Below are 24,826 nucleotides of genomic sequence, written 5' to 3'. Positions count from 1 at the left end.
CTCGCATCACATTTTTGGCCTGAAGGGCTGGCGCACCGCGGGATAATGCGTCGACGGCATTGGACATTCGTCTGACGCTCGTCTGAACTGTCAGAACCTCGCATTCTTTTACCGCCCGTACGCCGGTCATGATTCATGACGCGGCGTGCGGGCGCTGCCATCACAGGGAGACGTGAACATGGCCGACTATAGTGTTGCCGACATGCTGGTACGCACGCTGGCCCAGGCCGGCGTGCAAAACATCTGGGGGCTGCCGGGTGACTCGCTCAACGGCCTGACCGAAAGCCTGCGCCGGCAGGAAGCCATTACCTGGCGTGGCGTGCGCCATGAAGAGGTGGCCGCACTCGCCGCCAGCGGTGAGGCCGAGGCGCGCGATGGACTGACCGTCTGTGCCGGCTCCTGCGGGCCCGGCAATACGCACCTGATCAACGGCCTTTTCGAGGCCCAGCGGGCGAAAACGCCGATGCTGGCCATCGCCGCCCAGATTCCGTCCAGCGAAGTGGGACTGGGCTACTTTCAGGAGACCCACCCGGAGCAGCTGTTCAAGGAGTGCAGCGACTACTGTGAGCTGATCTCCAGTCCGGCTCAGGCACAGCGCGTGATTGAAACCGCCATGCGCACGGCGATTCTCGAAAAGAGCGTGGCGGTGATCGTTATCTCCGGCGACGTGGCGCTGTCCCCGGCCGTCGAGCAGAAAATGCAGTGGAGTGCGCCGGTGGCCCCGGTCTCGGTGCCCCCCGAGCCCGAGCTCGATGAGCTGGCCGAGCTGCTCAACGACAGCAAACAGGTGGCGATGCTTTGCGGCGCGGGCTGCGCCGGCGCCCATGATGAGGTGATCGCGCTGGCCGAGCGGCTCAAGGCGCCCATCGTGCATGCGCTGCGCGGCAAGTCATACCTTGAGTACGACAATCCCTACGATGTCGGCATGACCGGGCTGATCGGCTTCAGCTCGGGCTATCACGCGCTCAAGGAGTGCGATTTTCTGATCATGCTGGGGACCAATTTCCCCTATCGCGACTTTTTCCCCGAGCACGGACGCATCGTGCAGATCGATCTGCGCCCGGGGCATCTGGGCCGGCGCAGTACGCTGCTCAAGGGGCTGGTGGGCGATGTGAAGGCAAGCCTTGAAGCGCTGCTGCCGCGCCTTGAGGAAAAGACCGATCGCAGTTTTCTCGACAAGTCTCAGGCCCATTACCGCAAGGCGCGTGAGGATCTCGATGAGCTGGCCGTGCCCGATGATGAGGGCAAGCCGCTGCATCCGCAGTATCTGACCGCTCGCGTCAGTGAACTGGCCGCCGAGGACGCCTGGTTTACCGCCGAAGTGGGCACGCCCACCGTCTGGGCGGCGCGCTATCTGAAGATGAACGGCCAGCGGCGTCTCACCGGCTCGTTCATGCACGGCTCGATGGCCACCGCCATGCCTCAGGCAATGGGCGCTCAGGCCGCCATGCCCGGACGTCAGGTGATATCGCTGTCCGGTGATGGTGGCATCAACATGCTGATGGGCGATCTGATGACGCTGGCCGAGCAGAAGCTGCCGGTCAAGGTGATCATCTACAACAACTCGACCTTCGGTTTCGTGGCAATGGAGATGAAGGCGGCAGGCTATGTGGACGAGGTCACCAATCTGCCTGGCACCGACTACGCCCGTCTGGCCGAGGCGATGGGCATCAAGGGGCTGACGGTCTCGGGCTCCGAACAGCTCGACGGCGCGCTGGAGGAAGCCTTTGCCCATGACGGGCCGGTCGTCGTTGATGTGAAGGTGGCCAAACAGGAGCTGTCCATGCCGCCGACCATCGAGGCCGCTCAGGCGAAAGGCTTTAGTCTCTACATGCTGCGCGCGGTGATGAGCGGGCGTGGCGACGAGGTGATGGACCTGGCCGAGACCAACTGGCTCAGCCGGCTGGGCCGTAAAAAGTAGCGTCAAAGCGATAGTGAGTGCTTGCTGACGCTCAGGCGTCAGACGCTAAAAAGCCCCGGCCATGCCGGGGCTTTTTTTGCGCCTTTCAGAGGGCGGTGATCAGCTTTTCTCGTCGATCAGTTGCTGACGCGCCTGGCGCTGGCGCTCTTCCGGATACGTCGGGAAGTCCACGTAGCCGCGAGCGTCACCGCCGTAGAAGGTGGACGGGTCGAACTCGGCCAGCGGCCAGCCGTTTTTCATGCGCTCGACCAGATCCGGGTTCGAGGTATAAAGGCGCCCGAACACCGGCAGGTCGATGGTGCCGTCATTGACCAGCTTCTCGGCCTCGGCCTGGTCCAGGTTGCCGGCCAGCAGCAGATTGCCCTCGTAGACCTCGCGAAAACGCTTGAGATAGTCGCGCGGCATCGGCGCCATGCCCTGACCGCCCTGGTCGTGCAGGTGCACATAGGACAGCCCGCGCTTGTTGAATTCGCGCGCCAGATGCAGATAGGTCTCGCCGTTGTCGTCGTATTCCGGCATGTCAAAGAGTGTGCCGTGCGGCGACAGGCGCACGCCGACGCGATGGGCGCCGATCAGCTTGCTGACCTCATCGACGACTTCGATGAGCAAACGGCAGCGGTTTTCCCGCGAGCCGCCGTACTGGTCATCCCGGTCGTTGACGCCCGGGTTCAAAAACTGCTCGAAGAGATAGCCGTTGGCGCCGTGAATCTCGACGCCGTCAAAGCCGGCCTCGCGCGAATTGACAGCGGCTTGGGCGAAATCGCGCACGATATCGCGCACCTCATCGGTGTCGAGCCGGCGCGGGGTGCTGGCATTGAGCATATCGGGCGTGCCCTGCTCGTTATAGCCAAAGGCCATGCCGCCGGGCTGCTCGCTCGGGCCCACCGGTGACGCCCCGGCCAGCTGGACGGTGGTGTGCGATACGCGCCCGACATGCCAGATCTGGGCGAAGAAGACGCCGCCACGCTCATGAACGGCCCGCGTGGCCTTTTGCCAGCCCGCGATCTGATCCGGGCCAAAAATGCCCGGGTTGTAGAGATAGCCCGTACCCTGACGCGAGACCGGCGTCCCCTCGGAGATGATCAGCCCGGCGCTGGCGCGCTGGCGGTAGTAGAGCGCGCCCATCTCGGTGGGGATGTCGTCAGGGGCGCGCGAACGGGTCATGGGCGCCATGACCACGCGATTGTCGAGTTGAATGCCGGCCAGATCAAAGCGTTCAAAAAGTGATGACATGAAAATCCTCTCTGCAAAACGTCTGAACACCGTGGTTCAGCGATGGCTTGTTCCACGAAAGTCTAGTCGGTCATTGGCGTGATCCTGATAGTTTCCAATCATGCCCGCGATTGGAAAGAACAACCCGGCCAGCAGCAAAGCAGCGGGTTCGGCCATGGTCGAAGAATGAGGCTTGCGTCATACTGATGGGATGGACGGCTGCCACAACATCACACGGCCGTGTTCTGGAGTTTTAAATGAGTGAACGTGCATTGAAGATCGCGGTAGTCATGGATCCCATCGCCGACATCGCCTGGAAAAAGGACTCGACGCTGGCAATGCTGTGGGCGGCCAAACGCCGCGGCCATACGCTTTTCTATCTCGAACCGGGGGATCTTTATCTCAAGGATGGGCGCGCCATGGGGCGTCTGCGCGCGCTGGACGTGTTCGAAAACGATCCCGAGCACTACTACACCCTGGGGGAAGTCAAGGCCGGGCCGCTGGCCGATATGGACGCCATCCTGATGCGTCAGGACCCGCCGGTGGACGTCAACTTTACCAACGCCGTGCAGCTTCTGGGCTTTGCCGAGCGTGAGGGCGTGCTGGTGGTCAATCCGACCCGGGCGCTTTTGACCTGCAACGAAAAGCTCTATGCCCAGCAGTTTCCCCAGTGTCTGGTGCCCAGCGTGGTCTCCTGCAACGATCGCGTGCTGCGCGAGTTTCACGCCGAACACGGCGACACCATCTTCAAGCCGCTGGATGGCATGGGTGGCACCGGCATCTTTCATATCGCCCCTGACGGTCGCAACATCGGCGCGGTCATCGAGCAGCTGACCCAGCGCGGCACCGAGCAGATCATGGCGCAGCGCTACATTCCCGAGATCAAGCAGGGCGATACCCGGATTCTTTTGATCGACGGTGAGCCGGTGCCCTATGGACTGGCGCGGATTCCGTCGGCCGGTGAAGTGCGCGGCAATCTGGCCGCCGGCGGCCGGGGTGAGGCGCGCGAGCTGACCGACCGCGACTACTGGCTGGTCGATCAGGTCAAGGACTCCATCAAGGCGCTGGGGCTGATCTTTGTCGGCCTTGATGTCATCGGTGACTACATCACTGAAATCAACGTCACCAGCCCCACCTGCGTGCGCGAAATCGATGCCCAGAAGGGCACGGATATCGCCGGTCTGCTGATGGACGCCATCGAGCAGCGTTTCGCCTCGTGAGGTGTTGACGTCACGCTGGCCCGCCAGTGTTACCATGACCTCATCAATTGCTTTCGACGGACAGGTGGCGGCGGGTGCCGTCATGTCATGATCCGTCGATCCGCGCCTCCGCCACGGGCGGAGGCGCCTGCCTGCGTTACTATCCGGGAGGCCCATGCAAGGCTTGCGCGATCACTTTCTCATGGCGATGCCCCATCTTGAAGACGAAAACTTCGCGGGCTCGCTGACCTATATCTGCGATCACGATGACAACGGCACGCTGGGCCTCAAGCTCAATCAGCCCATGGAGCTGACGCTGGAGGCGCTGTTCGAGCAGCTCGAAATTGACGCCAGCGAGTGTCCGTCGCTGGAAACGCCGGTGCTCAACGGCGGTCCCGTGCATCGCGAGCGCGGCTTTATCCTGCACGCCGGCAGCCCCGAGCACTGGGATTCCAGCATTCGCACCGGGGAAAACCGGGCGCTGACCACGTCAATGGACATCCTGCACGCCATTGCCGCCGGCAAGGGCCCCGAGCAGTTTCTGATCTGTCTGGGCTGCGTGGGCTGGGAGCCCGACCAGCTGGCCCAGGAGGTCAAGGACAACACCTGGCTGACCGTGGAGGCCAGCGACGAGGTGCTCTTTCGCACGCCCGCCCCGGCCCGGCTGGAAACCGCTGCAGGCCATCTGGGCGTGGATCTGAGCCTGCTGTCGCGCGAGGCCGGTCATGGCTGACGCGCCGGGCCAGCGGCTGGTGCTGGCCTTTGATTTCGGCGTGCGCCGCATCGGTGTGGCCGTGGGCAACGAACTGCTGGGCAGCGCCACGGCCATCGATCCGCTGACGGCGCGCGACGGCATTCCCGACTGGAACGTGATCGCGCGTCTGATCGATGAGTGGCAGCCCGACCTGTTTGTGGTGGGGCTGCCGCTGAACATGGACGACAGCGAATCCGAGATGAGCCTGCGCGCGCGCAAGTTCGGCAAGCGGCTGCACGGGCGCTTTGGTCAACCGCTTGAAATGTTTGATGAGCGCGGCACCACCCGCGCGGCCAAGGCCATTGCCCGCGAGGAAGGCCACCGCGGCAACTACCGCGACCATGGCGTGGACGGCATTGCTGCCGAACTGATTCTGAGTGGCTGGTTCGAACAGCAGGCCGGCGGCGCGCGGCTTGATATCCCCGCACCGCGCTGAGGCCTGAACACCATTTCGTAGAGTAAGTGGGCGCTTACTTCAGAGCGGCCAGATTGCCATCATCCACGCCCACCTGGTATGGCGGCTGCCAGCCCACGTCGCGCAGATCGCGATCAAACGTCTCGTCCACGCCCATCAGCGTGGCAAAGATCGCCATGCGTACCGGAATGCCGTTGTCGGTCTGGCGAAAGATCGCCAGTCGCGGGTCGCCGTTGAGATCGACGTTAAGGTCGTTCGCCCCGGGGCGGCTGTCGCGCGGCAGCGGATGCATGGCGATGGTATGCGTGCTGCAGCGCTGATTCAGAAAGGCCCGGTCCACGCTGAAATCGCTGGACAGGCTGAACCCCTCCATCATCTCCTGGGTGAAGCGCTCCTTCTGGATGCGCGTGGCATAGACCACGTCTACATCGCTGTAATCCGCCTGCAGCGTGTCGCGCTGATGGACCCGGTGACCGGCGTTTTCGGCCCGGTCGATCAGATCAGATGGCATCTCGAGCCCCGGCGGCGACACCAGCGTGATCTGCATCGGCGGATAAAGCGACAAAAGCTTCAAAAGCGAGTGCACGGTGCGTCCGTATTTGAGATCACCGGTCAACAGCAGGTGCGCGCCGGGCAGTGCCTTGTCGAGGCGCTCGAACTCCTTGCGGATGGTATAGAGATCCAGCAGCGCCTGGCTTGGGTGCTCGCCCGGACCGTCGCCGCCGTTGATGACCGGCACATGGGTCGCCGCGGCAAACTCGGCCACCGAGCCCAGGTCCGGGTGGCGCATGACGATGGCATCGACATAGCCGCTGATCACGCGGCTGGTGTCATAGAGTGACTCGCCCTTGGCCATCGACGAGAAGGTAAAGCCTGTGGTGTCACAGACGCTGCCACCCAGCCGGCTGAACGCCGAGTGAAAGCTCATGCGCGTGCGGGTACTGGCCTCGAAAAAGAGATTGCCCAGCACGGCGCCTTCCAGCACCCGCGTAATCTTCTGGCGCTGGGCGATGGGCTCCATGCGCCGCGCCACGTTAAAAAGATGATCGACGTAGTCGCGGGAAAGGTGATCAACGGACAACAGATGGGCACTCATGGCACTCGCCTCTGGCTGGGAGGAGTAAAGCCACACAGGCAGGCTGTGGGGCGCAAACGTGCGCCAGTGTAGCGCGACACGCCCCGTCCTTCATTGGGGATAACCGAGGACAGAGAGGGTGCCGGCTTTCTCACGGGTGATGGTCCCTGTGCATGGGCGAGCGCCGACCGGCGCGCTACACTGCGCTCGCTTTTCCCACCGGGGCGATGCGCCCGACGTCAGGACGGTCACGACACATGCAGGCACTGCTGGAATCCATTCTCGACGAGGTGCGGCCGCTGCTGGGTCAGGGGCAGGTGGCCAGCTATATCCCGGCGCTGGCGGACGTTGATCCTCATCAGCTCGGTATTGCCATGCTGGGCACCGACGGCACGCTCTATCAGGCCGGTGATGCCGACACACCCTTTTCGATCCAGAGCATCTCCAAGGTATTCAGCCTGGTACAGGCCATCTCGCACGGCGGCGAAAGTCTCTGGGCGCGGCTGGGCCATGAACCTTCGGGGCAGGCCTTTAATTCGATGGTGCAGCTCGAGTTCGAACGGGGCCGCCCGCGTAATCCCTTCATCAATGCCGGCGCTTTGGTAATCGCCGATATCAACCAGTCGCGCTACGCCGCCCCGATCCTGTCCATGCGCGATCTGGTGCGCCGTTTGACCGACAACGTCCATATCATTTCCGACCGGGTCGTGGCCGACTCCGAATATCAGCACCGGGCGCGCAACGCGGCCATGGCCTATCTGATGCAGTCCTTTGGCAACTTTCACAACGATGTGGAGGCCGTGCTCAAAAGCTATTTCCATCACTGTGCGCTGACGGCCAGCTGCGTGGATCTGGTGCGCGGGTTTTCGTTTCTGGCCAACGGCGGACGCTGCCTGCACGGCGATGAGGCCATTCTGACACCGCGCCAGACCCAGCAGGTCAACGCCATCATGGCCACCAGCGGGCTGTACGATGAAGCCGGTAACTTTGCCTACCGCGTCGGGCTGCCCGGCAAAAGCGGCGTGGGCGGCGGCATCGTGGCCGTGGTGCCGGGGCGCTACACCATCTGTGTGTGGTCGCCGGCGCTCAACGCCAGTGGCAATTCGCTGGTAGGCATGGCGGTGCTGGAAAGACTCAGCGAGCGCATCGGCTGGTCGGTATTCTCGCCGCTGGCCTATTGAACGCCTGCCCGGCGCATCGGCATCGAGGCGCCGGCCCGGACTGTTTTCTCAAACCCTCTTGAACGCCTGACGGCGCGCTCTACGCTTGAGAGTGACGCGCGTCGGCCCATGTGCGGCGCAAATATTGATCCATGTTTAAAAGGAGTTTGAACAGTGGCCAATTCAACGGATGCACCCCAGTCACAGCCGGGTGATGAGTACAGCATGACCCCAAAGCCCGAATACATTCGGGACGGGTATCAGGGGACCGGCAAGCTCAAGGGCAAAATCGCGCTGATCACCGGCGGCGACAGCGGTATCGGTCGTGCCGTGGCCGTGCACTACGCCCGGGAAGGCGCGGATGTTGCCATCAACTATCTCGAAGAAGACCGTGACGCCGAGGACACCCGCGCCCTCGTTGAGGCCGAAGGGCAGCGCTGTGTGTTGATCAAGGGCGATGTTGGCAGTGCAGACTTCTGCCGCGAGATGGTCGAAAAGACCGTCAGCGAGCTGGGCGGGCTCAACATTCTGGTCAATAACGCCGCCGAGCAGCACGACTGGGACGACATCACCAAAATCCCCGATGAGCAGATCGAGCGCACCTTTCGCACCAACATCTTCAGCCATTTCTACACGGTGAAACACGCCCTGTCGCACATGACAGCGGGTGACAGCATCATCGAAACCTCATCGGTCAACGCTTTCAAGGGCAACAACACCCTGATCGATTACAGCGCGACCAAGGGGGCCATTCAGGGCTTCATGCGCTCTATGGCCATGTCGCTGGTCGAGCGCGGTATTCGTGTCAACGCCGTGGCCCCGGGACCGGTATGGACCCCGTTGATTCCCTCGACCATGGATGAGGAGAAGGTCGAAGACTTTGGCCAGCAGGTGCCCATGGAGCGTGTTGGCCAGCCCAGCGAGATGGCACCCGCCTATGTCTATCTGGCCTGTGAGGAATCGTCCTATATGAACGGCCAGACCATTCATCTCAATGGCGGTGTTATCCTTAATACGTAACGGTGTAAATTAATTACGATCAAAATTACACCTTTCACCCGCGCCACGCTCTGTGGCGCGGGTTTTTTATGTCCTGCGACGATTGGCTGTGGCCGGGTGAAAGCTTTTTTGTCAAAAGAAAGAACGTACCTGAAGGCGCGCCCCAGCCCTGGTGAGATAATCACGATGCCCGTAGTGTTGTTCAAAAGGGCAATACTGGCGGTCGCTTTGCTTTTTCACGTCGAAAACGCAGTGGCATCGGGTTTCGAGTGCAACGGCCTGACTGAACGTGCTTTTCGCCATGCTTTGTGCGGGAAAGATCGCGTATTTTTTGTTCTGATCAAATTTCAGGCATTCGTGTTTTTATCAAACGCGTAAAATAATTACGTAATATTTGGTAGGGCTGATCGTTCCAGCCCCTATCCGGGCCTAAATATGAAACAGCCGCCGAGTGTTGTCGCGGAGGGTGTCAGCAATGGCCTGGGGCGATTCATCACGAATCTCGCACAGGCTCTGCCAGATGTGTTTGATCCGCTCGGGCCGATTGGGCTCACCCTGAAATCCCTGCACGGGCATATCCGGTGAGTCGGTTTCCAGCAGCAGTGACGACAGCGGCAGACGCGCCAGGGTGCGACGGGTCTTGCTGGCGCGCTCGTAGGTCATGGTGCCGCCCACGCCGATAAAATAACCCGCCCTGATAAAGGCCTGCGCCTGCTGCTCGCTGCCGGCAAACCCGTGCACCACGCCGCACCGGGGCACATCGAGGCGTCGCAGATGCATGGCAAGCTTGTCGTGGGTGCGCCGCGAATGCAGGATCACCGGCAGGTCATGGTCGCGGGCCAGCCGCAGCTGGGCATCCAGCAGCGCTTCCTGCCGGTCGAACTGCGGATTGTCGATAAAAAGATCCAGCCCGATTTCACCGATGGCCACCAGCTTGTCGGGGCGCCGTTTAAGCCAGGCGTCCAGCTCTTCAAGATGCTCATCCTTGAATTCACCGATGGCCATGGGGTGGACGCCGAGCGCGGCGTGCACCGGTTCATGGCGCTCGGCCAGCGCCATGACGCCTGCAAAGCGATCTGCTGCGACGCCGACGGCAATGATTTTCTCGACGCCGGCGTCCTTCGCCCGCTGCAGGCTCTGCGTTTCGTCACCGACAAACGGGGGGAAATCGAAATGGCAGTGGGTATCCACAAATTGCGCGCTCATACCGGCGCTCCTCTCAACAGTGATCATGCGGGAGTGTAGCGCCCTGTCGCGAAGGGTGAATTGCAGCGTGCTCAGAGACGTCTACGCTTTAGACATTCGTCGCAGCACGGCCGCGGCAGGACGCCAGTGGCCGTGTTCATCAATGGACGTGTGGTCTTGACCACGCAATGACAGGGAGCACCATCGTCATGGCAGAACAGATTCCCCCGCAGAAGCAAAGTCGCCAGCCCGGCGTTGAAGGCGAGATGACACCGGCCGCCGAGTTTATCCGCGACGACTATCGCGGCAGCGCCAAGATGCAGGACCTGGTAGCCATTATCACCGGCGGTGACAGCGGCATCGGTCGCGCCACCGCCGTGCATTTCGCCCGTGAAGGCGCCGATGTGGCCGTCATGTATCTCGACGAGCACGACGACGCCGAAACCACAAAGCAGATGATCGAGGCGGAAGGTCGCCGGGCGCTTTTAATCGCCGGTGACGTGGCCGATGCCGATTTCTGCCGCAGCGCGGTGCAGCAAACGGTCGATACCTTCGGCAAGCTGGATGTGCTGGTCAACAACGCCGCACAGCAGGTGCTGCACAGCCGTCCCGAAGAGACCTCGGACGAGGAGTGGCGTCGGACCTTTGACGTCAACATCCACGGCTACTTCTACATGGCCAAGGCGGCCATCCCGCACCTGCGCGAGACAAAGGGCACGGTCATCAACACGACTTCCGTCAACGCCTTTGCCGGTAACGCCAACCTGCTGGCCTACACCACGACCAAGGGCGCCAATGCCGGCTTTACCCGCGCGCTCTCCAAAATGTGCGTCGGTGACGGTATCCGCGTCAACCAGGTCGCGCCCGGCCCGATCTGGACACCGCTGATTCCCTCTACCATGGGGCAGTTTGATGAAGAGATGGTCGAGGACTTCGGCAGCCAGTCGCCGATGGGTCGCGCCGGCCAGCCCGCCGAACTCGGTCCGGCCTATGTCTATCTGGCAAGCAAGGACAGCAGCTACGTGACCGGCCAGACCATCCATGTCAACGGCGGCATGATCGTCAACGGCTGACAGGTTTGAGGCAGGATCAGGGCCGTCCTCGACGGCCCTTTTTTTGACAGGCCAACACGGCGTCTGTCATGACGCCCATCGAAAAAGGAGATTTCAGACATGGCCGATCAGTTTCCAAAGCAGTCACAGGATCGCCAGCCGGGCCTTGAGCACGAGATGACGCCAGCGCCCGAGATCATTCGTGACGACTATCGCGGCAGCGGCAAGCTCGAGGGTAAAAAGGCCATCATTACCGGTGGCGACAGCGGCATCGGTCGCAGCGCCGCGGTGCATTTTGCCCGTGAAGGCGCCGACGTGGCCGTGATGTATCTTGACGAGCAGCAGGACGCCGAAGAGACAAAGCGCCTGATCGAGGCCGAGGGCCGCCGGGCACTGTTGATCAGCGGTGATGTGCGTGACAGCGACTTTTGTCAGCAGGCCGTTGATCAGGTGCTCAAGGAGTTCGGGGAGATCAACATCCTGGTCAACAACGCCGCCGCGCAGGTGGTGCGTCAGGACATCACCGACATTCCGGATGACGAGTGGCGCGAGACGTTTGACGTCAATATCCACGGCTACTTCTATATGGCAAAGGCCGTGCGGTCGCATCTCAAGGCCGGCGACACCATCATCAACACCACCTCGATCAATCCGTTCGTGGGTAACGCCATGCTGATGGCCTACACCTCGACCAAGGGCGCGATTACGGGCTTTACCCGCTCGCTGTCGGAGTCACTGATCGGTGACGGCATTCGGGTCAACGAAGTCGCCCCGGGGCCGATCTGGACACCGATTCAGCCCTCGACCATGGGCCGTTTCGACCCGACCCTGATGCAGACCCTGGGCGAGAAGATGCCGATGGGCCGGGCCGGTCAGCCCAGCGAGCTTGGGCCCGCCTACGTCTTTCTGGCCTCGAAGGACGCCTCCTATATCAGCGGCCACTCGCTGCACATCAACGGCGGCGCCATCATCAACTAGGCGATGACGGCCCTTCGATCGAATTGAAAACCGCCCCCGGTACTGCCGGGGGCGGTTTTTTGTGCCGGGCCGGTCGAGGTCAGGGCGAGTCGTCCATCGCTGACTCGTTGGCCGCCACGCGCTGTTCATCCTCACCCGTGGAGGGCGCCGAATCACGAGGGAGTTTTGCCATCGCCACTACACCGGCCGGCAGCGCCACGCGCTGCGTCTCGTCAATGTCGGTGGCTGAATCGGCCAGGCTTACCCGATAGTCGCCGCCTTCAAGGCGCCACTGACGCTCACCGCTGTCATAGCGGGCGAACTGGCGCGGATCGATGGTGATGCTGACCTCCCGGGACTGGCCGGGCGAAAGCTCAATACTCTCCCAGCCGGCCAGGCGCGCCGGCGAACCGTCGGGAGCATTCACGTAGAGCTGGGGCGTGGTGCGGCCCTTGCGATCGCCGGTGTTGGTGAGCGTGAAGTGGGCGGTTACTTTTTGTCCACTTCGCTCAAGGCGCAGGTCGTGGCGCTCAAAGGTGGTGTAGGAAAGCCCGTGGCCGAAGGCATACAGCGGCGTCTCATTTTCGCGTTCGAACCAGCGATAGCCGACATCGGCGCCTTCGCGGTTATAGTCGACATCGAAAAAGGCGCTGTTGCCGATGGAAAGCCCCGGCACCTGCGCTCGCGGCAGCTGCTCATCATTTTTGGGAAAGGTCACCGGCAGTCGGCCTGACGGGTTGTGCTGCCCGAAGAGCACGTTGGCGATCGCCTCGCCGCCGCGCTGGCCCGGATACCAGGCCTCCATGATGGCGGCCACGTCGTCGCGCCAGGGCATGGCCACCGGCCCGCCGGTTTCCAGCACCACCACCGTGCGCGGATTGGCTTTCGCCACCGCCTCGATCAGCGCGTTCTGCTCGCCTTCCAGCGCCAGGCTCTGCATGTCCATGGTCTCCGAGGTCCACTGCTGGGCAAAGACCACCGCCACGTCGCTGTCACGGGCCTGCGCGACCGCCTCGTCAATATCATCGCCGGCACTGAAGGTGACGTTGGATTCCGGCGCGTGCAGACCGATCGCGCCCAGCGGTGAGGACTTCGGATACAGCCGCTGAGTGTTCACACCGGCAGGCGGATTGAGATCCGGCAGGGCGTCGCCATCCATCGGCACCACCGCGGCCGAGCCACCGCCGGCAATCACGGCGCGGTCGGCATGGGCCCCGGTCACGCTGATGCGCTTGTCCCGCGCGCCGTCCAGCGGCAGCACAGCGTCGTCATTTTTCAACAGCACCATGGCATTTTCGGCAAGGCGCTGGGCCACCTCGGCGTGGGCCTCGGTGTCGATGGGCTCACCGGCGGGCGGATGATCCACGATGCCGGCGGCGAAGGTGCTGCGCAAAATGCGATAGGCCATGTCATCGATACGCTCATGGGAGACCTCGCCGCGCTCGACCGCCTTTTCCAGCGGGGCGCCGAAATAGACCACGCCGTCGAAGTCCTCGGCTGCCGACTGCTGATCAAGGCCCGCGTTGGCCGAGGGCGCGGCGGAGTAGACCGCCCCCCAGTCCGACATCACAAAGCCCGGGTAACCCCATTCGTCCTTGAGGACCTGATTGAGCAGATAGTCGTTTTCACAGGCGTAGTCGCCGTTGACCCGGTTGTAGGCGCACATTGCTGCCCCCGGGTGGCTGTGTTCCAGCGCGTAGCGAAACGAGAGCAGATCGGACTCCTGCAGCGCCTGCTCATCAATGTCGGCGCTTAGCTTGTGGCGACCGGTCTCCTGAGCGTTCATCGCGAAGTGCTTGATGGTCGACATCACGTGCTGACTTTCGATGCCGTTGATCCTGGCCGCTGCCGTCAGGCCCGACAGCAGCGGGTCTTCTCCGGGCATCTCGTAGTTGCGCCCGGCGCGCGGGTCGCGCACCAGACCGGCCGTACCGCCCAGCAGCACGTTGAAGCCGTAGTGGCGCGCCTCACGGGCGATCATCTCGCCCCCCTGACGGGAAAGCTCGGGCTGCCAGGTGGCAGCGGCGGCCAGCACCGAGGGCAGCGCCGTGGCCTGGCGGTCCGGGTCGATCCAGCCCGGGTTGGTGACGCCGAGATCGGCATCGGTCTGCTGCTGGGCCGGGATGCCCAGCCGGCTGACGCCCGGCACGAAACCGGCTGACCCGATGGCGCCGCGCACCTGCTTCGAGGGGTCCATGGGGGCGGCGAAATCCCCGGCCAGCAGTGACATCTTCTCGGTGGTGGTCATCTCGTTGAGCGCCGCGCGGGCGCGCTCGTCAGCGCTGAGACGCTGGTCCATCCAGGGCGCCTGCGCCAGCTGATCACTCAGGCTCTGCTCGGCCTGAGCCAGCCGGCCGGGGCGCTGATCCGGTACCGGCGGCATTTGCGTGGCCAGTGTGTGGGCGCTTACAAATGCAGCGGACAGCGTGATCAGGGGCAAAAAAAGGCGTTGGCGCATGCGTAGGGCGTCTCCAGACATCGGGGTGGCCGGCCCGCAAACGCTGTCACGGCGCGGTCACGGGACGGTCAACAAGGGGACCACCTTAGTCGTATGCCGGGTGGCTTGCTGTATCGAAACGTCAGCGTTTGCCAGCAACCATGAGCGCGTGTGACCCGCCGTCAGCGCGCGCAACCAGAGCGCCCGGGACGCTGTAAAAACCCCGGCCCGCAATGAAGGCGGCGGGAGGGAAAATCAAAAGAAGGTGGGTTCAACCGCCGTGATGGCCAGCGTCTCATCGACCCATAGCCCCTGACGCCACTTGTCAAAGGTCAAACACGGATGGGAGGCGCCAAAGGCGATCACATCCTCGATATGAATGTCGGCCCCCTCGGGCAGGCGCAAAAAGGTGTGCTGATCCATGATGTGAACCACCTGCCAGTCGGTGACATCACACACGTACGCGCCGCTGCGGTACAGGCGCAGCGCCATCGGCAGGTCCGGGTCGCAGGAGATATCGCGCTTGCCCATGGCCACGATCGCAAGGCCCGGTTCGGGCAGGGACTGCACCTGAGCGAAGACTTCCAGCGCCGGTTCAAGCGCGCCTTCAAGCTCGGGGCGGCGTTCACTGACCGCTTCCATCGCCTCGCGATAAAGCCGGTGGTCGTGGGCCACATAGCAGCCCGGACGCAGCACCGGGGTGTAGTGCTCGCGCAGCTCGGCCTGGTCAAAGGCCTCGGCGATCAGGTCAAACCATTTCGAACCGGAGGCCGTCACGATCGGTGCAGGGACCGCCAGCACGCCGCTGGCATGAAGGTGTTGGACGGTCTCGACCAGTCGGGTGCCATAGGCGCGCACGTCCTCCAGCGCCGCATCGCCGCCGATCATGCCCTCGTATCCCTCGATGCCGGCCAGCTTGAGTGCCGGCGCCTGCTTGATGGCTTCCACCAGCGCGGCCAGCTCGTTGGCATCACGCACGCCGCAGCGCCCGCCGGTCACGCCCAGCTCGATCAGCACCTGAAGACGCTGGCTGCGACCTTCAAAGAAGTCGTTGAGCATGCGCACGTTATCGGCATGATCCACCGTGCAGTAATAGTCCAGCCCGCCTTCGATCATGTCGCAGACCAGCGCCATGTTGGCCTGACCCACCAGCTGATTGGCCATGATGAGCCGACGCACGCCGTGGGCAAAGGCCGCCGCGCACTGGGTCGCCGTGGCCAGCGTGATCCCCCAGGCACCGGCCTCGATCTGGCGGGCAAACAGCGCCGGCATCATGGTGGTCTTGCCGTGCGGGGCCAGACGGGCGTGATGGTGATCGGCAAAGCGCTGCATCCAGGCAATGTTGTGCTCCAGCACCTGCTGGTGCAGCACCATGGCCGGCAGACTCACGCCCGCAAGCAGGCTGTCACCCAGTACCGGGCTGCCCTTGTGAACGGTCTGGCCACTGGCAGGCGAAAGCGAAGAGATGGGCATGTTGTAGCGCTCCTGAGGCGGTGTTGATGTTGTTGTCACCCGGCGCAGAACAAGCGCCGTTAGTGTCCGTAAAGCGTTCTGGCAGCCTGTTTCAGGGCGTCCAGCAGCTCATCACGCCGCGCTGGTGTGGCATCGCGGCCGATGGTGAAGCACAGCGTGGCGTGCGCATGACCGTTTTGATCCAGCACCGGTACGGCCAGACAGCAGGCAAAGCTGTCGGCCAGACCTTCGGTGATGGCATGGCCCTGCTCGCGGGCCCGGTCGATCTCGGCGAAAAAATCCTGCCGGGCGATCTCGCGGCCGTCCGGCAGGATGAAATCCTCCGCCGGGATAAACTCGCAAATCGCCTCACTGGACATGTCGCCCAGCAGCACCCGCCCCGAGGCCGTCCACGGAATCGGGATGCGCACACCCGTGTCGGCGCTGATGCGAAAGGGGCGGGTGCCGTTGTCATCAAGCACCACGGTGTACTTGTTGCCCTCCAGCATGCAGAACTGGCTGGTTTCGTTGAACTCGGCCGCCAGCTGGCGCAGCACGCCGCGCGCCCGGCTGATCAAATCGTTGTGGTGGGCGTAATCCAGCCCGAACAGATGCATGGCGCGACCGAAAAAGATGCGCCCGTCCCGGTCCACCTCCAGCCAGCCGGCCTCGCTCAGGATACTGACCAGCTCATAGACGCTCGAGCGCGGCGCGCCGGTGGCCTCGACCAGCTCGCGCGGCGTCATGGGCGCCTTGTGACGATGCAGCTGGGTGCACAGATCGATGACGCGATCCACGCCCCGGGCGCGCCTGGTGGAAGCGGGTGCTGGGGCGCTTGAGGTAGTGGAAGTCTCCGACATGACAGTTCGCTCTTGTTCAGCAGTGATTCGACCATCGTGCATCGAATGGCGCCGTTTGACGACTTGCATTCGGTCTCAATGTGAGAGCAGGATAGCGTTGTCCGACAAAACAGACAACTGTCCGATATATCGGACGTGGCAATAGTAACGATCGCTCGGAGTCGCTCATGTCTTCATCACGCCATTTTGATGTTCTGATTCGCGGGGCTCGGGTGCTCGATGGCACCGGCGCGCCGGCATTTGATGCCGATGTCGCCATCAGCGGCGAGCGTATCGCCGCGCTGGGGGCGCTCGACGGCGCCAGCGCCGGGCAGGTAATCGAGGCGCACGGTCTCTGTCTTTCGCCGGGCTTTATCGATGTCCATACCCATGACGACACCAACGTGATTCGCACCCCCGAGATGCTGCCCAAGCTCACCCAGGGCGTGACCACCGTGGTGGTGGGCAACTGCGGCATCAGCGCCTCGCCGGTGCAGCTTCGCGGCGAGACCGTGCCCGACCCGATGAATCTGCTCGGCCGCTGTGAGGACTTCACCTACCCGGACTTTGCCGACTACGCCGCCGCCGTGGACCACGCCACGCCCAGCGTCAACGTAGCGGCCCTGGTCGGGCATACGGCGCTGCGTGCCAATCTGATGGACGACTTTGACCGCCCGGCCACCGGGGATGAGATCGAATCGATGCGCGCCGCGCTTAAACAGGCGCTGGATGCGGGTGCCATCGGCATGAGTTCAGGCCTGGCGTATAAAAACGCCCGCCACGCCCCGCTTGAGGAGATGCACGCGCTGGTCGATGAGGTGGGCCGTCATGGTGCGCTCTACACCACCCATCTGCGCGATGAGTTTGCCGGTCTTCCTGAAGCCATGGAGGAGGCGTTTGAAACCGCACGTCACGGCGGGGCGGAACTCGTGATTTCGCATTTGAAGTGCGCAGGCGTAGGCAACTGGGGCAATGCGCCGCTGGCGCTGGAACGCCTGGAGCGCGCTGCACTCACCCAGACCTGTCACTGCGACTGCTACCCCTATACCGCCGGCTCCTCGACGCTGGATCTGGGTCAGGTCACTGATGAGATCGATATCTTCATCACCTGGTCCGAGCCGCATCCGGAGATGGCGCGCCGAGCGCTGGACGAGATCGCACGTACCTGGAACGTCTCGCTGATGGACGCCGCGGCCCGGCTGCAGCCGGCCGGCGCGGTCTATCACAACATGTCGGAAGCCGACATGACCCGCATTCTGGCCCATCCGCTGGCCATGGTGGGCTCGGACGGTCTGCCCAACGACCCGCACCCGCATCCACGCCTTTGGGGCGCCTTCCCGCGCGTGATCGCCCGTTACTGTCGTGACGAAAAGCTTTTTGAACTGCCGGAGGCCGTTCGCAAGATGACGGGTCTTTCGGCGCGCAATTTCGGTCTGACCGACCGTGGCGAGATCCGCGAGGGCGCCTTTGCCGATCTCACCCTTTTTGACCTGGCAACGCTTGACGACGTCGCCACCTTCAGTGACCCGATCGCGCCGGCCCGCGGCATCGAGCTGGTGATGGTCAACGGCACCATCGCCTATCAAAACGGCGCACTCGTGCAGCGTGCCGGGCGGCTGCTGCGGCGGGGCGCCTCCTGAGGTCTTTCAGGGCCTCAAGAACATCCAAAGGGCATAAAAGCCCCAACTGATTCAATTCTTTATTCAGGCAACAGGAGTAACCGATGAGCATCAAGCGCTATGGCACCGGCGGCGGTATCGGCACCGGCGGGCAGAAACTGCCCTTTGCAAAGGCCACCGAGGCCGATGGCTGGCTGTTTGTCTCGGGCCAGACCCCAATGACCGACGGCGAAGTGGTCGAGGGCGGCATTATCGAGCAGTCGCGTCTCGCCTTTGAGAACTGCCTTTCGATCATGAAGGACGCCGGTTACGGCGTGGAAGACGTGGTGCATGTCACCGCCGTTTTGACCGATGCACGCTATTTCAGCTCGTTCAACAAGGTGTTTGCCGAGGTCTTTGGCGATCACCCGCCGGCGCGAATCTGCAGCGTTCAGGACCTGGTGGTGGATTGTAAGGTCGAGGTCGACATGAAGTGTTTCCGGGCCGATCGCAGGGGGTAAGGCAACCGTCGGGGCAACAGACACGCACCGCCCCGCCCCGACGCCTTTCGATAGTGACAACATCACCACAAGCATCATGGCGTTAGACGACCTGCCCAATAACCACAAGAGGTCCCCTCCATGCATACCACCTTCTTTCTTATCGGTTTTTTTGCCTTTTTGCTGGCGATGATCGTCTTTGGCAGCGTGATGTCACGGCGCCATCGCGGCGACGGCGACAACTTTTTGCTCGGCGGACGCGGCGTGCCCGTGTTTCTGACCATCGGCACGACGGTGGCGACCATGGTGGGCACCGGCTCGAGCATGGGCGCGGTCGGCTTTGGCTATAACAACGGCTGGGGCGGGGCGCTTTACGGCATCGGTGGGGCGATCGGCATTTTGCTGCTGGCCTGGTGGTTTGCGCCCATGCGCCGGCTTCGTTTCATGACCATGAGCGAGGAGCTGTCGTATTACGTGGGCGGCAGCCGGCTGGTGCGCAACGTGGTGGCGGTGCTGATCTATGTGGCCAGCATCGGCTGGCTGGGCGCCCATATTCTGGGCGGCGGCATGTATCTGTCCTGGATTGCCGGCATCGATCTGAGTCTGGCCAAGATCATCGTGGCGATCGGCTTCGGGCTTTACTGCGTGATCGGCGGCTACATGGCGGTGGTCTGGACCGATACCGTGCAGGCCGTGCTGCTCTTTTTAGGGTTTATCGCCATGGCGGTGTTTGCCCTGATCCATATCGATGGCTTCTCGCATCTGGGCGATAACATGGCGCCGGGGGCGGCCGACAGCTGGTTTGGCGTGGCGCAACTGGGGGTGATTCCGGCGCTGTCGCTGGCAGTCGTGGTAGGGGTTGGCGTGCTGGCAACGCCCTCGTATCGCCAGCGCATCTACTCGGCGCAGTCGGTGGGCAGTGTGCGGCGCTCGTTTGTGTTTACCGGCGTGCTCTATCTTTTCTTCTCCATCATTCCGGCGATTGTCGGCATGGCCGCTCATACGCTGGCGCCGGACCTTGAGAACAGCAACTACGCCTTTCCCTATCTGGCCACCCAGGTGCTGCCGATGGGCCTGGGGATGCTGGTGCTGATCGCCGGGCTTTCTGCGACCATGTCGAGTGCCAGCTCCGATGCGCTGGCGGGCGTTGCCATCATGATGCGCGATCTGTGGGTCATGACCACCGGGCGCACGCCGGCGCCGGAGAAGGTAGTCTTTTTCTCGCGCATCGCGCTGGTCGTGACGGTGGGTCTGGCGCTGACCTTTGCCCTGATCACCGACAACGTCATCACCTACATCACCACCATGATTGCCACCGTCATGTCGGGGCTTTTTGTCTGCGGTCTGCTGGGGCGCTTCTGGACGCGCTACAACTGGCAGGGCGCCGTGGCGACTCTGGTGGCCGCCTCGGCCACCTCACTGATGGTCACGGCAAGCGATGGCATGAAGGCTTTCTGGGGCAACCCCAGTATCCCGGCGGTGCTGGTCGCCCTGCTGGTGGGGGTGGGGGTGACGCTTGCCACGCCGCGCTCGAGCGTGACGCGAGAACAGGCCCTGGCGTTTCTGGATGAAGAGCGCGCGCGCATGGAGATGCCGACCGCGAAACCCTGAGGCCGACAACGGCCCATATAAAAGGGGCGCCCCCGGCTATCGGGGGCGCCCCTTTTTTCAGTAGATCATGTCGTTGTGACTAGATCATGGCGGCCAGGCCGCTGAGCAGTTCTCTGGGTTCCTGCAGCAGCGTGGCAATGGCGTAACACGCCATGAAGGCGACGCCGTAGAACCAGGCCGGATGCGTCCGGCTGAAATCCGCCACCCAGGCACCGAGACGTCGAAAGGGCGTCAAAAGGGCCAGCTCGATCACGACCACGCTCAGGATACCGCCGGCGATAACGTCGGTGGCGAAGTGAAAGCCCATGTAGACGCGCGAGAAGGAGACCAGCACGGCAAACACGATCGCCAGTACCCCCAGCGGGCGGCAAAAGCGCCAGATGACATAGCCCAGGCCGATAAAGACGGCGGCATGATCACTGGGAAAGGAGGTGAGATCGTGAAACTCCGGTGAGAGATTAAACGGCGGCGTCATGCCAAGCGCCTGATCCTGCAGGGGGCGCGGGTTGGCCGGAATGAAAATCTGCATCACACGGCTGACCAGCGAGGTCACAAAGGCCGCCAGAGTGCAGATCAGGATATCGCCACGACGCGCGATCATCGACGGCATGCACCAGATGGCGCAGATGCCGGCCATCAGCGGCACACCCGTAATCAGCTTTTGATAGGAAAACGCGTTCATCAGATAGTCCAGCAGCTCGTTTTGCTGCGCGGGCGCATTGATAAAACGCATGAAGGCATATTCCACTGCCGTGCCAGACAGCGCCAGGGGCGCAAGCGCCCCGAAGGCGATCAGGGCGATCACGATTCTGATCCAGGAGGGAGAATCGGCCGGCAGGGGGTGCGGGCCACGGGCAGGGTCAGTAGCGTGAGCGTGTGATATAGAAGCAGAATTCGCGGAATTTGAAGACATTGGACTCATTAAAAGGTTTTGTTAAGAAAAATGAGTGTGGTCTTCGAAAGACCTGTCTGCCGTATCAAAGAGATTGTTTTTGTATCGTCGTGTGACACCGGCAAAGCCATGCCGGACACCGCCCATAGGCGGTATCCCCGCGGATAAAACGCGGTGCTAGAGAATCAGGCGCAATAAACCGCCGGCCAGATCACGCAGCTCCTCGACCAGCGTGGCGATGCCGTAGCAGCCGATAAACGCCAGTGGATAGAACCAGTGCGGGTGCGTGCTGCTAAAGCCCGTGATCCAGCCGCCGATGCGCTGAAACGGCGTCAGCAGGGCAATCTGGACGGTCAGGATGGCCAGCGCTCCGCCACCGATGATGTCGGTGATGAAGTGAAAGCCGAGATAGATCCGGGTAAAGCACAAAAGGCCGGCAAACAAAAACGCGGCCAGACCCAGGCGGCGATGCAGACGCCAGATCACATAGGCCAGGCCGATGTAGACCGCGCCATGATCGCTGGGAAACGAGCTGAAATCGTGCAGGGTCTGGGCATCGATCCCGGTGGGCGGGGTCATGTCGAGCGCCTGATCCTGCAGCGGTCGCGGGTGCGGCGGCGTCATCTGCTGCATGATGCGACTCAGCGCCGCCGAGCAGAAGGCCGCAACGGTGCAGGTCAAAAGCTCTACGCGACGATGCACAAGCCCTGGCATGAACCACAGTGCCCAGAAGCCCGATACCAGCACCACGCCGGAGATCAGGTTCTGATACGAAAGCACGTTCATGATGAAATCGAACAGGGCGCTTTCACGGGCCATCTGGTTGATGCCCAGCATGATCCGGTCTTCCACGGCCAGTGGCATGACAAAGGTGATCAGCGTGGTGGCGATGACCACCAACAGGGCGACCAGCGCGACAAGACCTTCCCGGGAGGGGGATGTCTCACCGTACCTGACGTGTTGTGAGGGGGCCGAGGACATGATTTTCCATACTAAGTTCACTTTAATGTGACACCAGTATGAAAGTTCCGTGACGCGATTATTGTGTTGTTGTGAGCACATAATGATGCGCTTTGTAAACTGCAGCGACCTGAAGTCGATGACTACAGGTCGCAAAAGGGCCCGTGGCGGTGCCTGTGGCTCAGCGGTCCTGGCGCTTCAGATAGGCATGCACGGCGGCGATGTCCTGCTCGCCAAGGCCTTTATCGACGGCGTCATGCCAGATATCGCTGATGCGGGAAAGCCCCGGCAGGTCGGTATCACCGGCCGCCTCCAGGGCGAGTCGGGCATCCTTGAGACCCCATTCCAGGGCCATCTGAGCGCTGTACTCGTCACCGCCGATCTTGTCGAGCTTGGCCTTGACGTAGGGCGCGGCCAGCGGCCCGCCGTCGAGCACCGACCAGAGCTCATCGGTGGAGAAACCCAGCGTCTGCGCCAGACGCGCGCTTTCGGCAATGCCCTGCATCATGTGAATCAGCCAGGCATTGACGACAAGCTTCATGCGCGAGCCGCGACCGGCATCCCCCAGCCAGACCACGCGTTTGGCGATGGCGTTGAACACGTCATCGATCCCCTCGGCGGCGTTTTGATCACCGCTGGCCAGTACCGAGATGGTGGCCTGCTCGGCCGGCGCTTTCGTGCCGGACACCGGGGCGTCGATAAAGACCACGTCCGGGCGCGCCGCTTTAATCTCGCGAATCAGCGTTTCGGTCTGCTCAACGCCGATGGTGCCCATCTGAATCACCACGCCGTTTTCGGGCAGCTGCTTGAGGGCACTGGTGTCACCGAGCAGCACGTCACGGGTGGTCTCAAAATCCGGCAGCATGGTAATGACAAAGCGTGCGCCGCTGACGGCCTCAACGGCGCTGTCGGCATTGACCGCGCCCTGCTGGGCCAGGTCGTCGCCGCGTGAGTGCGTGCGATTCCAGACCCGTACCGGCAGGTCATTTTTCAAAAGATTGGCGGCAAAGGCGTGGCCCATGGCGCCCAGGCCGAGAACGGCCACGGTGTTGTCGTTTGACATGGATAACGCTCCATCGATTGTGGCGGACAGCTCGCACCAGCGTAGCGCGATGAGCATGAAAACGGGACTGCAAAAACGCCCCGGCAGAACCGGGGCGTTTTTTGAGCGCGTGACCCGCGTTACGGGGTGAGCACGACCTTGCGGCAGTCATCCTGCTTTTCATCAAACAGGCGATAGCCTTCGGCGGCCTGATCGAGCTTCATGCGATGGCTGATGATCGCCTCGGGCTTGAGCCTGCCTTCCTCGACCGCCTTCATCAGGGTGGGCAGATAGTCATGCACATGCGTCTGGCCGCCTTTCATGGTCAGGCCCTTGTCGAAGAAATCGCCGATCAAAAAGCCATTTACGGCGCCGGCGTAGACGCCCGGAATGCTGATGCTGCCGCCGCGGCGCACGGCAGCCATGCACTGATGCAGGGCGATATCGCTGCTTTCGACCTCGAAGTTGTTCATGGGCGGCAGCGTCCCGCCATGGCCCTTGGCCTCATAACCCACGGCATCAATGACGGCGTCCACGCCGCGCCGGCCTTCGCTGAGCTGGATGATGGCCTCGGCCACGTCCTCGGTTTTGTCGAAATTGAGCGTCTCGACGCCGTAGGCCTTTTTCGCAAAATCGAGCCGATACGGCTGGTTGTCGACCATGATGATCTGCTCGGCGCCTTCCATGCGCGCACACGCCGCCGACATCAGACCCACCGGGCCGGCGCCGAAGATCGCCACGCTCGAGCCCTTCTTGATGCCGGCGTTGAGCACGGCCTGATAGCCGGTGGGCAGGATGTCCGACATGAACAGCACCTGCTCGTCATCAAGGCCTTCCGGGATGGCGTAGGGGCCGGCGTTGGCCTGCGGGACGCGCACGTACTCCGCCTGACCGCCGGGGATGCCGCCGTACATGTGCGAGAAGCCAAACAGCGCCGCCGGCGCCGGAATCGATTTCTTGTTCAGCGCCGCCCCCTCGTCGGGGTTGGTGGTCTCACAGGCGGCGTACAGCGAATGCTGGCAGAAAAAGCAGCTGCCGCAGGCGATCACGAACGGCACGACCACGCGGTCGCCCTTCTTGACGCTGGTGACCGCGGAGCCTGCTTCTTCAACGATGCCCATGAACTCGTGACCAAAGATATCGCCGGGCTCGGTGGCCGGCATGGCGCCGCGATACAGGTGCAGATCGGAGCCGCAGATGGCGGTCGAGGTCACGCGCAGAACAATGTCGTCATCCTGCTGGAGTGTGGGCTCGGGTACGTTTTCAACGCGGACGTCGTTGCTGCCCTGATAAACCAGTGCCTTCATGATGTCTCCTCCGTGAAATCCCTGACCGGTCACACCCGGTCGGTAAGGTTGGCGAGGGCCGACTCCCTGCCGACCCGATCGTCAGCATAGAAAGCATAGCGATAGTCTGCTAACGATTTATTGACGCGCGATGACCCCGCGCCGTTTTGAAAGCCGACGATGGCCAGGGTCGATGCCGGCAGGACGATCAAAAAGACAAGGGACGAGCGGTGAACGAGGCCCTGACATGACAACGGGCGCTCCCCGTGAGGAGAGCGCC

At 62.6% G+C, this 24,826-nt stretch carries 21 protein-coding genes; 11 read left to right on the top strand and 10 right to left on the bottom strand.

The genetic code is table 11. The features are described from left to right. Nucleotides 1-178 precede the first annotated feature (178 nt). Nucleotides 179-1,921, top strand: coding sequence for a ubiquinone-dependent pyruvate dehydrogenase (poxB, locus tag ACS92L_RS12100; protein ID WP_438765182.1), 1,743 nt, complete (start codon nucleotides 179-181; stop codon nucleotides 1,919-1,921). Nucleotides 1,922-2,020: 99 nt separating this feature from the next. Here the strand turns inward: poxB and ACS92L_RS12095 are convergent, their stop codons facing one another. Further along, on the bottom strand, nucleotides 2,021-3,154 hold the full coding sequence (locus ACS92L_RS12095; RefSeq protein ID WP_438765180.1) for an alkene reductase: 1,134 nt from the start codon (nucleotides 3,152-3,154) through the stop codon (nucleotides 2,021-2,023). A gap of 236 nt (nucleotides 3,155-3,390) precedes the next feature. On the opposite strand from ACS92L_RS12095, the gene gshB reads away from it, so the two are divergent. The 3 genes from gshB (at nucleotide 3,391) to ruvX (ending at nucleotide 5,522) form a co-directional block, all read left to right on the top strand. Beyond that, entirely contained in the window at nucleotides 3,391-4,353 is a 963-nt protein-coding gene (gene gshB, locus ACS92L_RS12090) for a glutathione synthase (protein WP_438765179.1), read from the top strand. 154 nt (nucleotides 4,354-4,507) lie between these two features. After that, the gene (locus tag ACS92L_RS12085) at nucleotides 4,508-5,065 is read left to right on the top strand and encodes a YqgE/AlgH family protein (protein WP_438765178.1); all 558 of its coding nucleotides are present in this window, start codon (nucleotides 4,508-4,510) and stop codon (nucleotides 5,063-5,065) included. After that, nucleotides 5,058-5,522, top strand: a complete 465-nt coding sequence (gene ruvX, locus ACS92L_RS12080) for a Holliday junction resolvase RuvX (protein WP_438765177.1) — start codon at nucleotides 5,058-5,060, stop codon at nucleotides 5,520-5,522. The genes ACS92L_RS12085 and ruvX overlap by 8 nt, the downstream gene beginning before the upstream one ends. 34 nt (nucleotides 5,523-5,556) lie before the next feature. On the opposite strand, the gene pyrB is transcribed toward ruvX, so the two are convergent. Next, on the bottom strand, nucleotides 5,557-6,597 hold the full coding sequence (pyrB, locus tag ACS92L_RS12075; protein ID WP_438765176.1) for an aspartate carbamoyltransferase: 1,041 nt from the start codon (nucleotides 6,595-6,597) through the stop codon (nucleotides 5,557-5,559). A gap of 236 nt (nucleotides 6,598-6,833) precedes the next feature. Between pyrB and glsB the strand changes: the two genes are divergently transcribed. Together glsB and ACS92L_RS12065 are read left to right on the top strand one after the other, a co-directional pair. Further along, nucleotides 6,834-7,757 (top strand): glutaminase B, encoded by a 924-nt coding sequence (gene glsB, locus ACS92L_RS12070; protein ID WP_438765175.1) that lies wholly within the window; start codon nucleotides 6,834-6,836, stop codon nucleotides 7,755-7,757. Between the two features lie 204 nt (nucleotides 7,758-7,961). Further along, nucleotides 7,962-8,756: an SDR family oxidoreductase gene (locus ACS92L_RS12065; protein WP_438768469.1), complete on the top strand. Its 795-nt coding sequence runs from the start codon at nucleotides 7,962-7,964 to the stop codon at nucleotides 8,754-8,756. A 408-nt stretch (nucleotides 8,757-9,164) separates the two neighbouring features. Here the strand turns inward: ACS92L_RS12065 and ACS92L_RS12060 are convergent, their stop codons facing one another. Further along, a complete protein-coding gene (locus tag ACS92L_RS12060; protein ID WP_438765174.1) occupies nucleotides 9,165-9,941 on the bottom strand; it encodes a TatD family hydrolase in 777 nt (258 codons plus the stop codon). Between the two features lie 188 nt (nucleotides 9,942-10,129). Between ACS92L_RS12060 and ACS92L_RS12055 the strand changes: the two genes are divergently transcribed. Continuing rightward, on the top strand, nucleotides 10,130-10,993 hold the full coding sequence (locus ACS92L_RS12055) for a glucose 1-dehydrogenase (RefSeq protein ID WP_438765173.1): 864 nt from the start codon (nucleotides 10,130-10,132) through the stop codon (nucleotides 10,991-10,993). A gap of 99 nt (nucleotides 10,994-11,092) precedes the next feature. Beyond that, nucleotides 11,093-11,950, top strand: a complete 858-nt coding sequence (locus ACS92L_RS12050) for an SDR family oxidoreductase (RefSeq protein WP_438765172.1) — start codon at nucleotides 11,093-11,095, stop codon at nucleotides 11,948-11,950. A 79-nt stretch (nucleotides 11,951-12,029) separates the two neighbouring features. On the opposite strand, the gene ACS92L_RS12045 is transcribed toward ACS92L_RS12050, so the two are convergent. The 3 genes from ACS92L_RS12045 to ACS92L_RS12035 form a co-directional block, all read right to left on the bottom strand. Beyond that, complete coding sequence (locus ACS92L_RS12045; protein WP_438765171.1) at nucleotides 12,030-14,387, bottom strand: beta-glucosidase; 2,358 nt, start codon at nucleotides 14,385-14,387, stop codon at nucleotides 12,030-12,032. Between the two features lie 234 nt (nucleotides 14,388-14,621). After that, the gene (locus ACS92L_RS12040) at nucleotides 14,622-15,839 is read right to left on the bottom strand and encodes an amino acid deaminase (RefSeq protein ID WP_438765170.1); all 1,218 of its coding nucleotides are present in this window, start codon (nucleotides 15,837-15,839) and stop codon (nucleotides 14,622-14,624) included. A 59-nt stretch (nucleotides 15,840-15,898) separates the two neighbouring features. Further along, entirely contained in the window at nucleotides 15,899-16,678 is a 780-nt protein-coding gene (locus ACS92L_RS12035) for an IclR family transcriptional regulator (protein WP_438765169.1), read from the bottom strand. A 167-nt stretch (nucleotides 16,679-16,845) separates the two neighbouring features. Between ACS92L_RS12035 and ACS92L_RS12030 the strand changes: the two genes are divergently transcribed. From ACS92L_RS12030 to ACS92L_RS12020, 3 genes are all read left to right on the top strand, one after another. Beyond that, on the top strand, nucleotides 16,846-18,297 hold the full coding sequence (locus ACS92L_RS12030) for an N-acyl-D-amino-acid deacylase family protein (RefSeq protein ID WP_438765168.1): 1,452 nt from the start codon (nucleotides 16,846-16,848) through the stop codon (nucleotides 18,295-18,297). Between the two features lie 83 nt (nucleotides 18,298-18,380). Next, nucleotides 18,381-18,776 carry a RidA family protein gene (locus tag ACS92L_RS12025; RefSeq protein ID WP_438765167.1) on the top strand — a complete coding sequence of 132 codons (396 nt, stop codon included), beginning with the start codon at nucleotides 18,381-18,383 and terminating at the stop codon, nucleotides 18,774-18,776. 120 nt (nucleotides 18,777-18,896) lie between these two features. Then, complete coding sequence (locus ACS92L_RS12020) at nucleotides 18,897-20,366, top strand: sodium:solute symporter family protein (RefSeq protein WP_438765166.1); 1,470 nt, start codon at nucleotides 18,897-18,899, stop codon at nucleotides 20,364-20,366. A gap of 79 nt (nucleotides 20,367-20,445) precedes the next feature. Here ACS92L_RS12020 and ACS92L_RS12015 read toward each other — a convergent pair whose 3' ends face one another. The 4 genes from ACS92L_RS12015 to ACS92L_RS12000 form a co-directional block, all read right to left on the bottom strand. Continuing rightward, nucleotides 20,446-21,171, bottom strand: coding sequence for a phosphatase PAP2 family protein (locus ACS92L_RS12015; RefSeq protein ID WP_438765165.1), 726 nt, complete (start codon nucleotides 21,169-21,171; stop codon nucleotides 20,446-20,448). A gap of 264 nt (nucleotides 21,172-21,435) precedes the next feature. Then, nucleotides 21,436-22,239 (bottom strand): phosphatase PAP2 family protein, encoded by an 804-nt coding sequence (locus ACS92L_RS12010; RefSeq protein ID WP_438765164.1) that lies wholly within the window; start codon nucleotides 22,237-22,239, stop codon nucleotides 21,436-21,438. A 160-nt stretch (nucleotides 22,240-22,399) separates the two neighbouring features. Continuing rightward, nucleotides 22,400-23,281: an NAD(P)-dependent oxidoreductase gene (locus ACS92L_RS12005; RefSeq protein ID WP_438765162.1), complete on the bottom strand. Its 882-nt coding sequence runs from the start codon at nucleotides 23,279-23,281 to the stop codon at nucleotides 22,400-22,402. A 119-nt stretch (nucleotides 23,282-23,400) separates the two neighbouring features. Next, entirely contained in the window at nucleotides 23,401-24,567 is a 1,167-nt protein-coding gene (locus tag ACS92L_RS12000; protein WP_438765161.1) for a zinc-dependent alcohol dehydrogenase, read from the bottom strand. Nucleotides 24,568-24,826: the final 259 nt, after the last annotated feature.

The sequence above is a fragment of the Kushneria halocnemicola genome (assembly GCF_965650455.1).
GTDB lineage: Bacteria > Pseudomonadota > Gammaproteobacteria > Pseudomonadales > Halomonadaceae > Kushneria.
This window is presented reverse-complemented; position numbering and strand designations above follow the sequence as displayed.

Excerpts from the sequence above, each read along its gene's own strand:
- poxB (WP_438765182.1), top strand. The coding sequence starts at position 179 with ATGGCCGACTATAGTGTTGCCGACATGCTGGTACGCACGCTGGCCCAG.
- ACS92L_RS12095 (WP_438765180.1), bottom strand. The coding sequence starts at position 3,154 with ATGTCATCACTTTTTGAACGCTTTGATCTGGCCGGCATTCAACTCGAC.
- gshB (WP_438765179.1), top strand. The coding sequence starts at position 3,391 with ATGAGTGAACGTGCATTGAAGATCGCGGTAGTCATGGATCCCATCGCC.
- ACS92L_RS12085 (WP_438765178.1), top strand. The coding sequence starts at position 4,508 with ATGCAAGGCTTGCGCGATCACTTTCTCATGGCGATGCCCCATCTTGAA.
- ruvX (WP_438765177.1), top strand. The coding sequence starts at position 5,058 with ATGGCTGACGCGCCGGGCCAGCGGCTGGTGCTGGCCTTTGATTTCGGC.
- pyrB (WP_438765176.1), bottom strand. The coding sequence starts at position 6,597 with ATGAGTGCCCATCTGTTGTCCGTTGATCACCTTTCCCGCGACTACGTC.
- glsB (WP_438765175.1), top strand. The coding sequence starts at position 6,834 with ATGCAGGCACTGCTGGAATCCATTCTCGACGAGGTGCGGCCGCTGCTG.
- ACS92L_RS12065 (WP_438768469.1), top strand. The coding sequence starts at position 7,962 with ATGACCCCAAAGCCCGAATACATTCGGGACGGGTATCAGGGGACCGGC.
- ACS92L_RS12060 (WP_438765174.1), bottom strand. The coding sequence starts at position 9,941 with ATGAGCGCGCAATTTGTGGATACCCACTGCCATTTCGATTTCCCCCCG.
- ACS92L_RS12055 (WP_438765173.1), top strand. The coding sequence starts at position 10,130 with ATGGCAGAACAGATTCCCCCGCAGAAGCAAAGTCGCCAGCCCGGCGTT.
- ACS92L_RS12050 (WP_438765172.1), top strand. The coding sequence starts at position 11,093 with ATGGCCGATCAGTTTCCAAAGCAGTCACAGGATCGCCAGCCGGGCCTT.
- ACS92L_RS12045 (WP_438765171.1), bottom strand. The coding sequence starts at position 14,387 with ATGCGCCAACGCCTTTTTTTGCCCCTGATCACGCTGTCCGCTGCATTT.
- ACS92L_RS12040 (WP_438765170.1), bottom strand. The coding sequence starts at position 15,839 with ATGCCCATCTCTTCGCTTTCGCCTGCCAGTGGCCAGACCGTTCACAAG.
- ACS92L_RS12035 (WP_438765169.1), bottom strand. The coding sequence starts at position 16,678 with ATGTCGGAGACTTCCACTACCTCAAGCGCCCCAGCACCCGCTTCCACC.
- ACS92L_RS12030 (WP_438765168.1), top strand. The coding sequence starts at position 16,846 with ATGTCTTCATCACGCCATTTTGATGTTCTGATTCGCGGGGCTCGGGTG.
- ACS92L_RS12025 (WP_438765167.1), top strand. The coding sequence starts at position 18,381 with ATGAGCATCAAGCGCTATGGCACCGGCGGCGGTATCGGCACCGGCGGG.
- ACS92L_RS12020 (WP_438765166.1), top strand. The coding sequence starts at position 18,897 with ATGCATACCACCTTCTTTCTTATCGGTTTTTTTGCCTTTTTGCTGGCG.
- ACS92L_RS12010 (WP_438765164.1), bottom strand. The coding sequence starts at position 22,239 with ATGTCCTCGGCCCCCTCACAACACGTCAGGTACGGTGAGACATCCCCC.
- ACS92L_RS12005 (WP_438765162.1), bottom strand. The coding sequence starts at position 23,281 with ATGTCAAACGACAACACCGTGGCCGTTCTCGGCCTGGGCGCCATGGGC.
- ACS92L_RS12000 (WP_438765161.1), bottom strand. The coding sequence starts at position 24,567 with ATGAAGGCACTGGTTTATCAGGGCAGCAACGACGTCCGCGTTGAAAAC.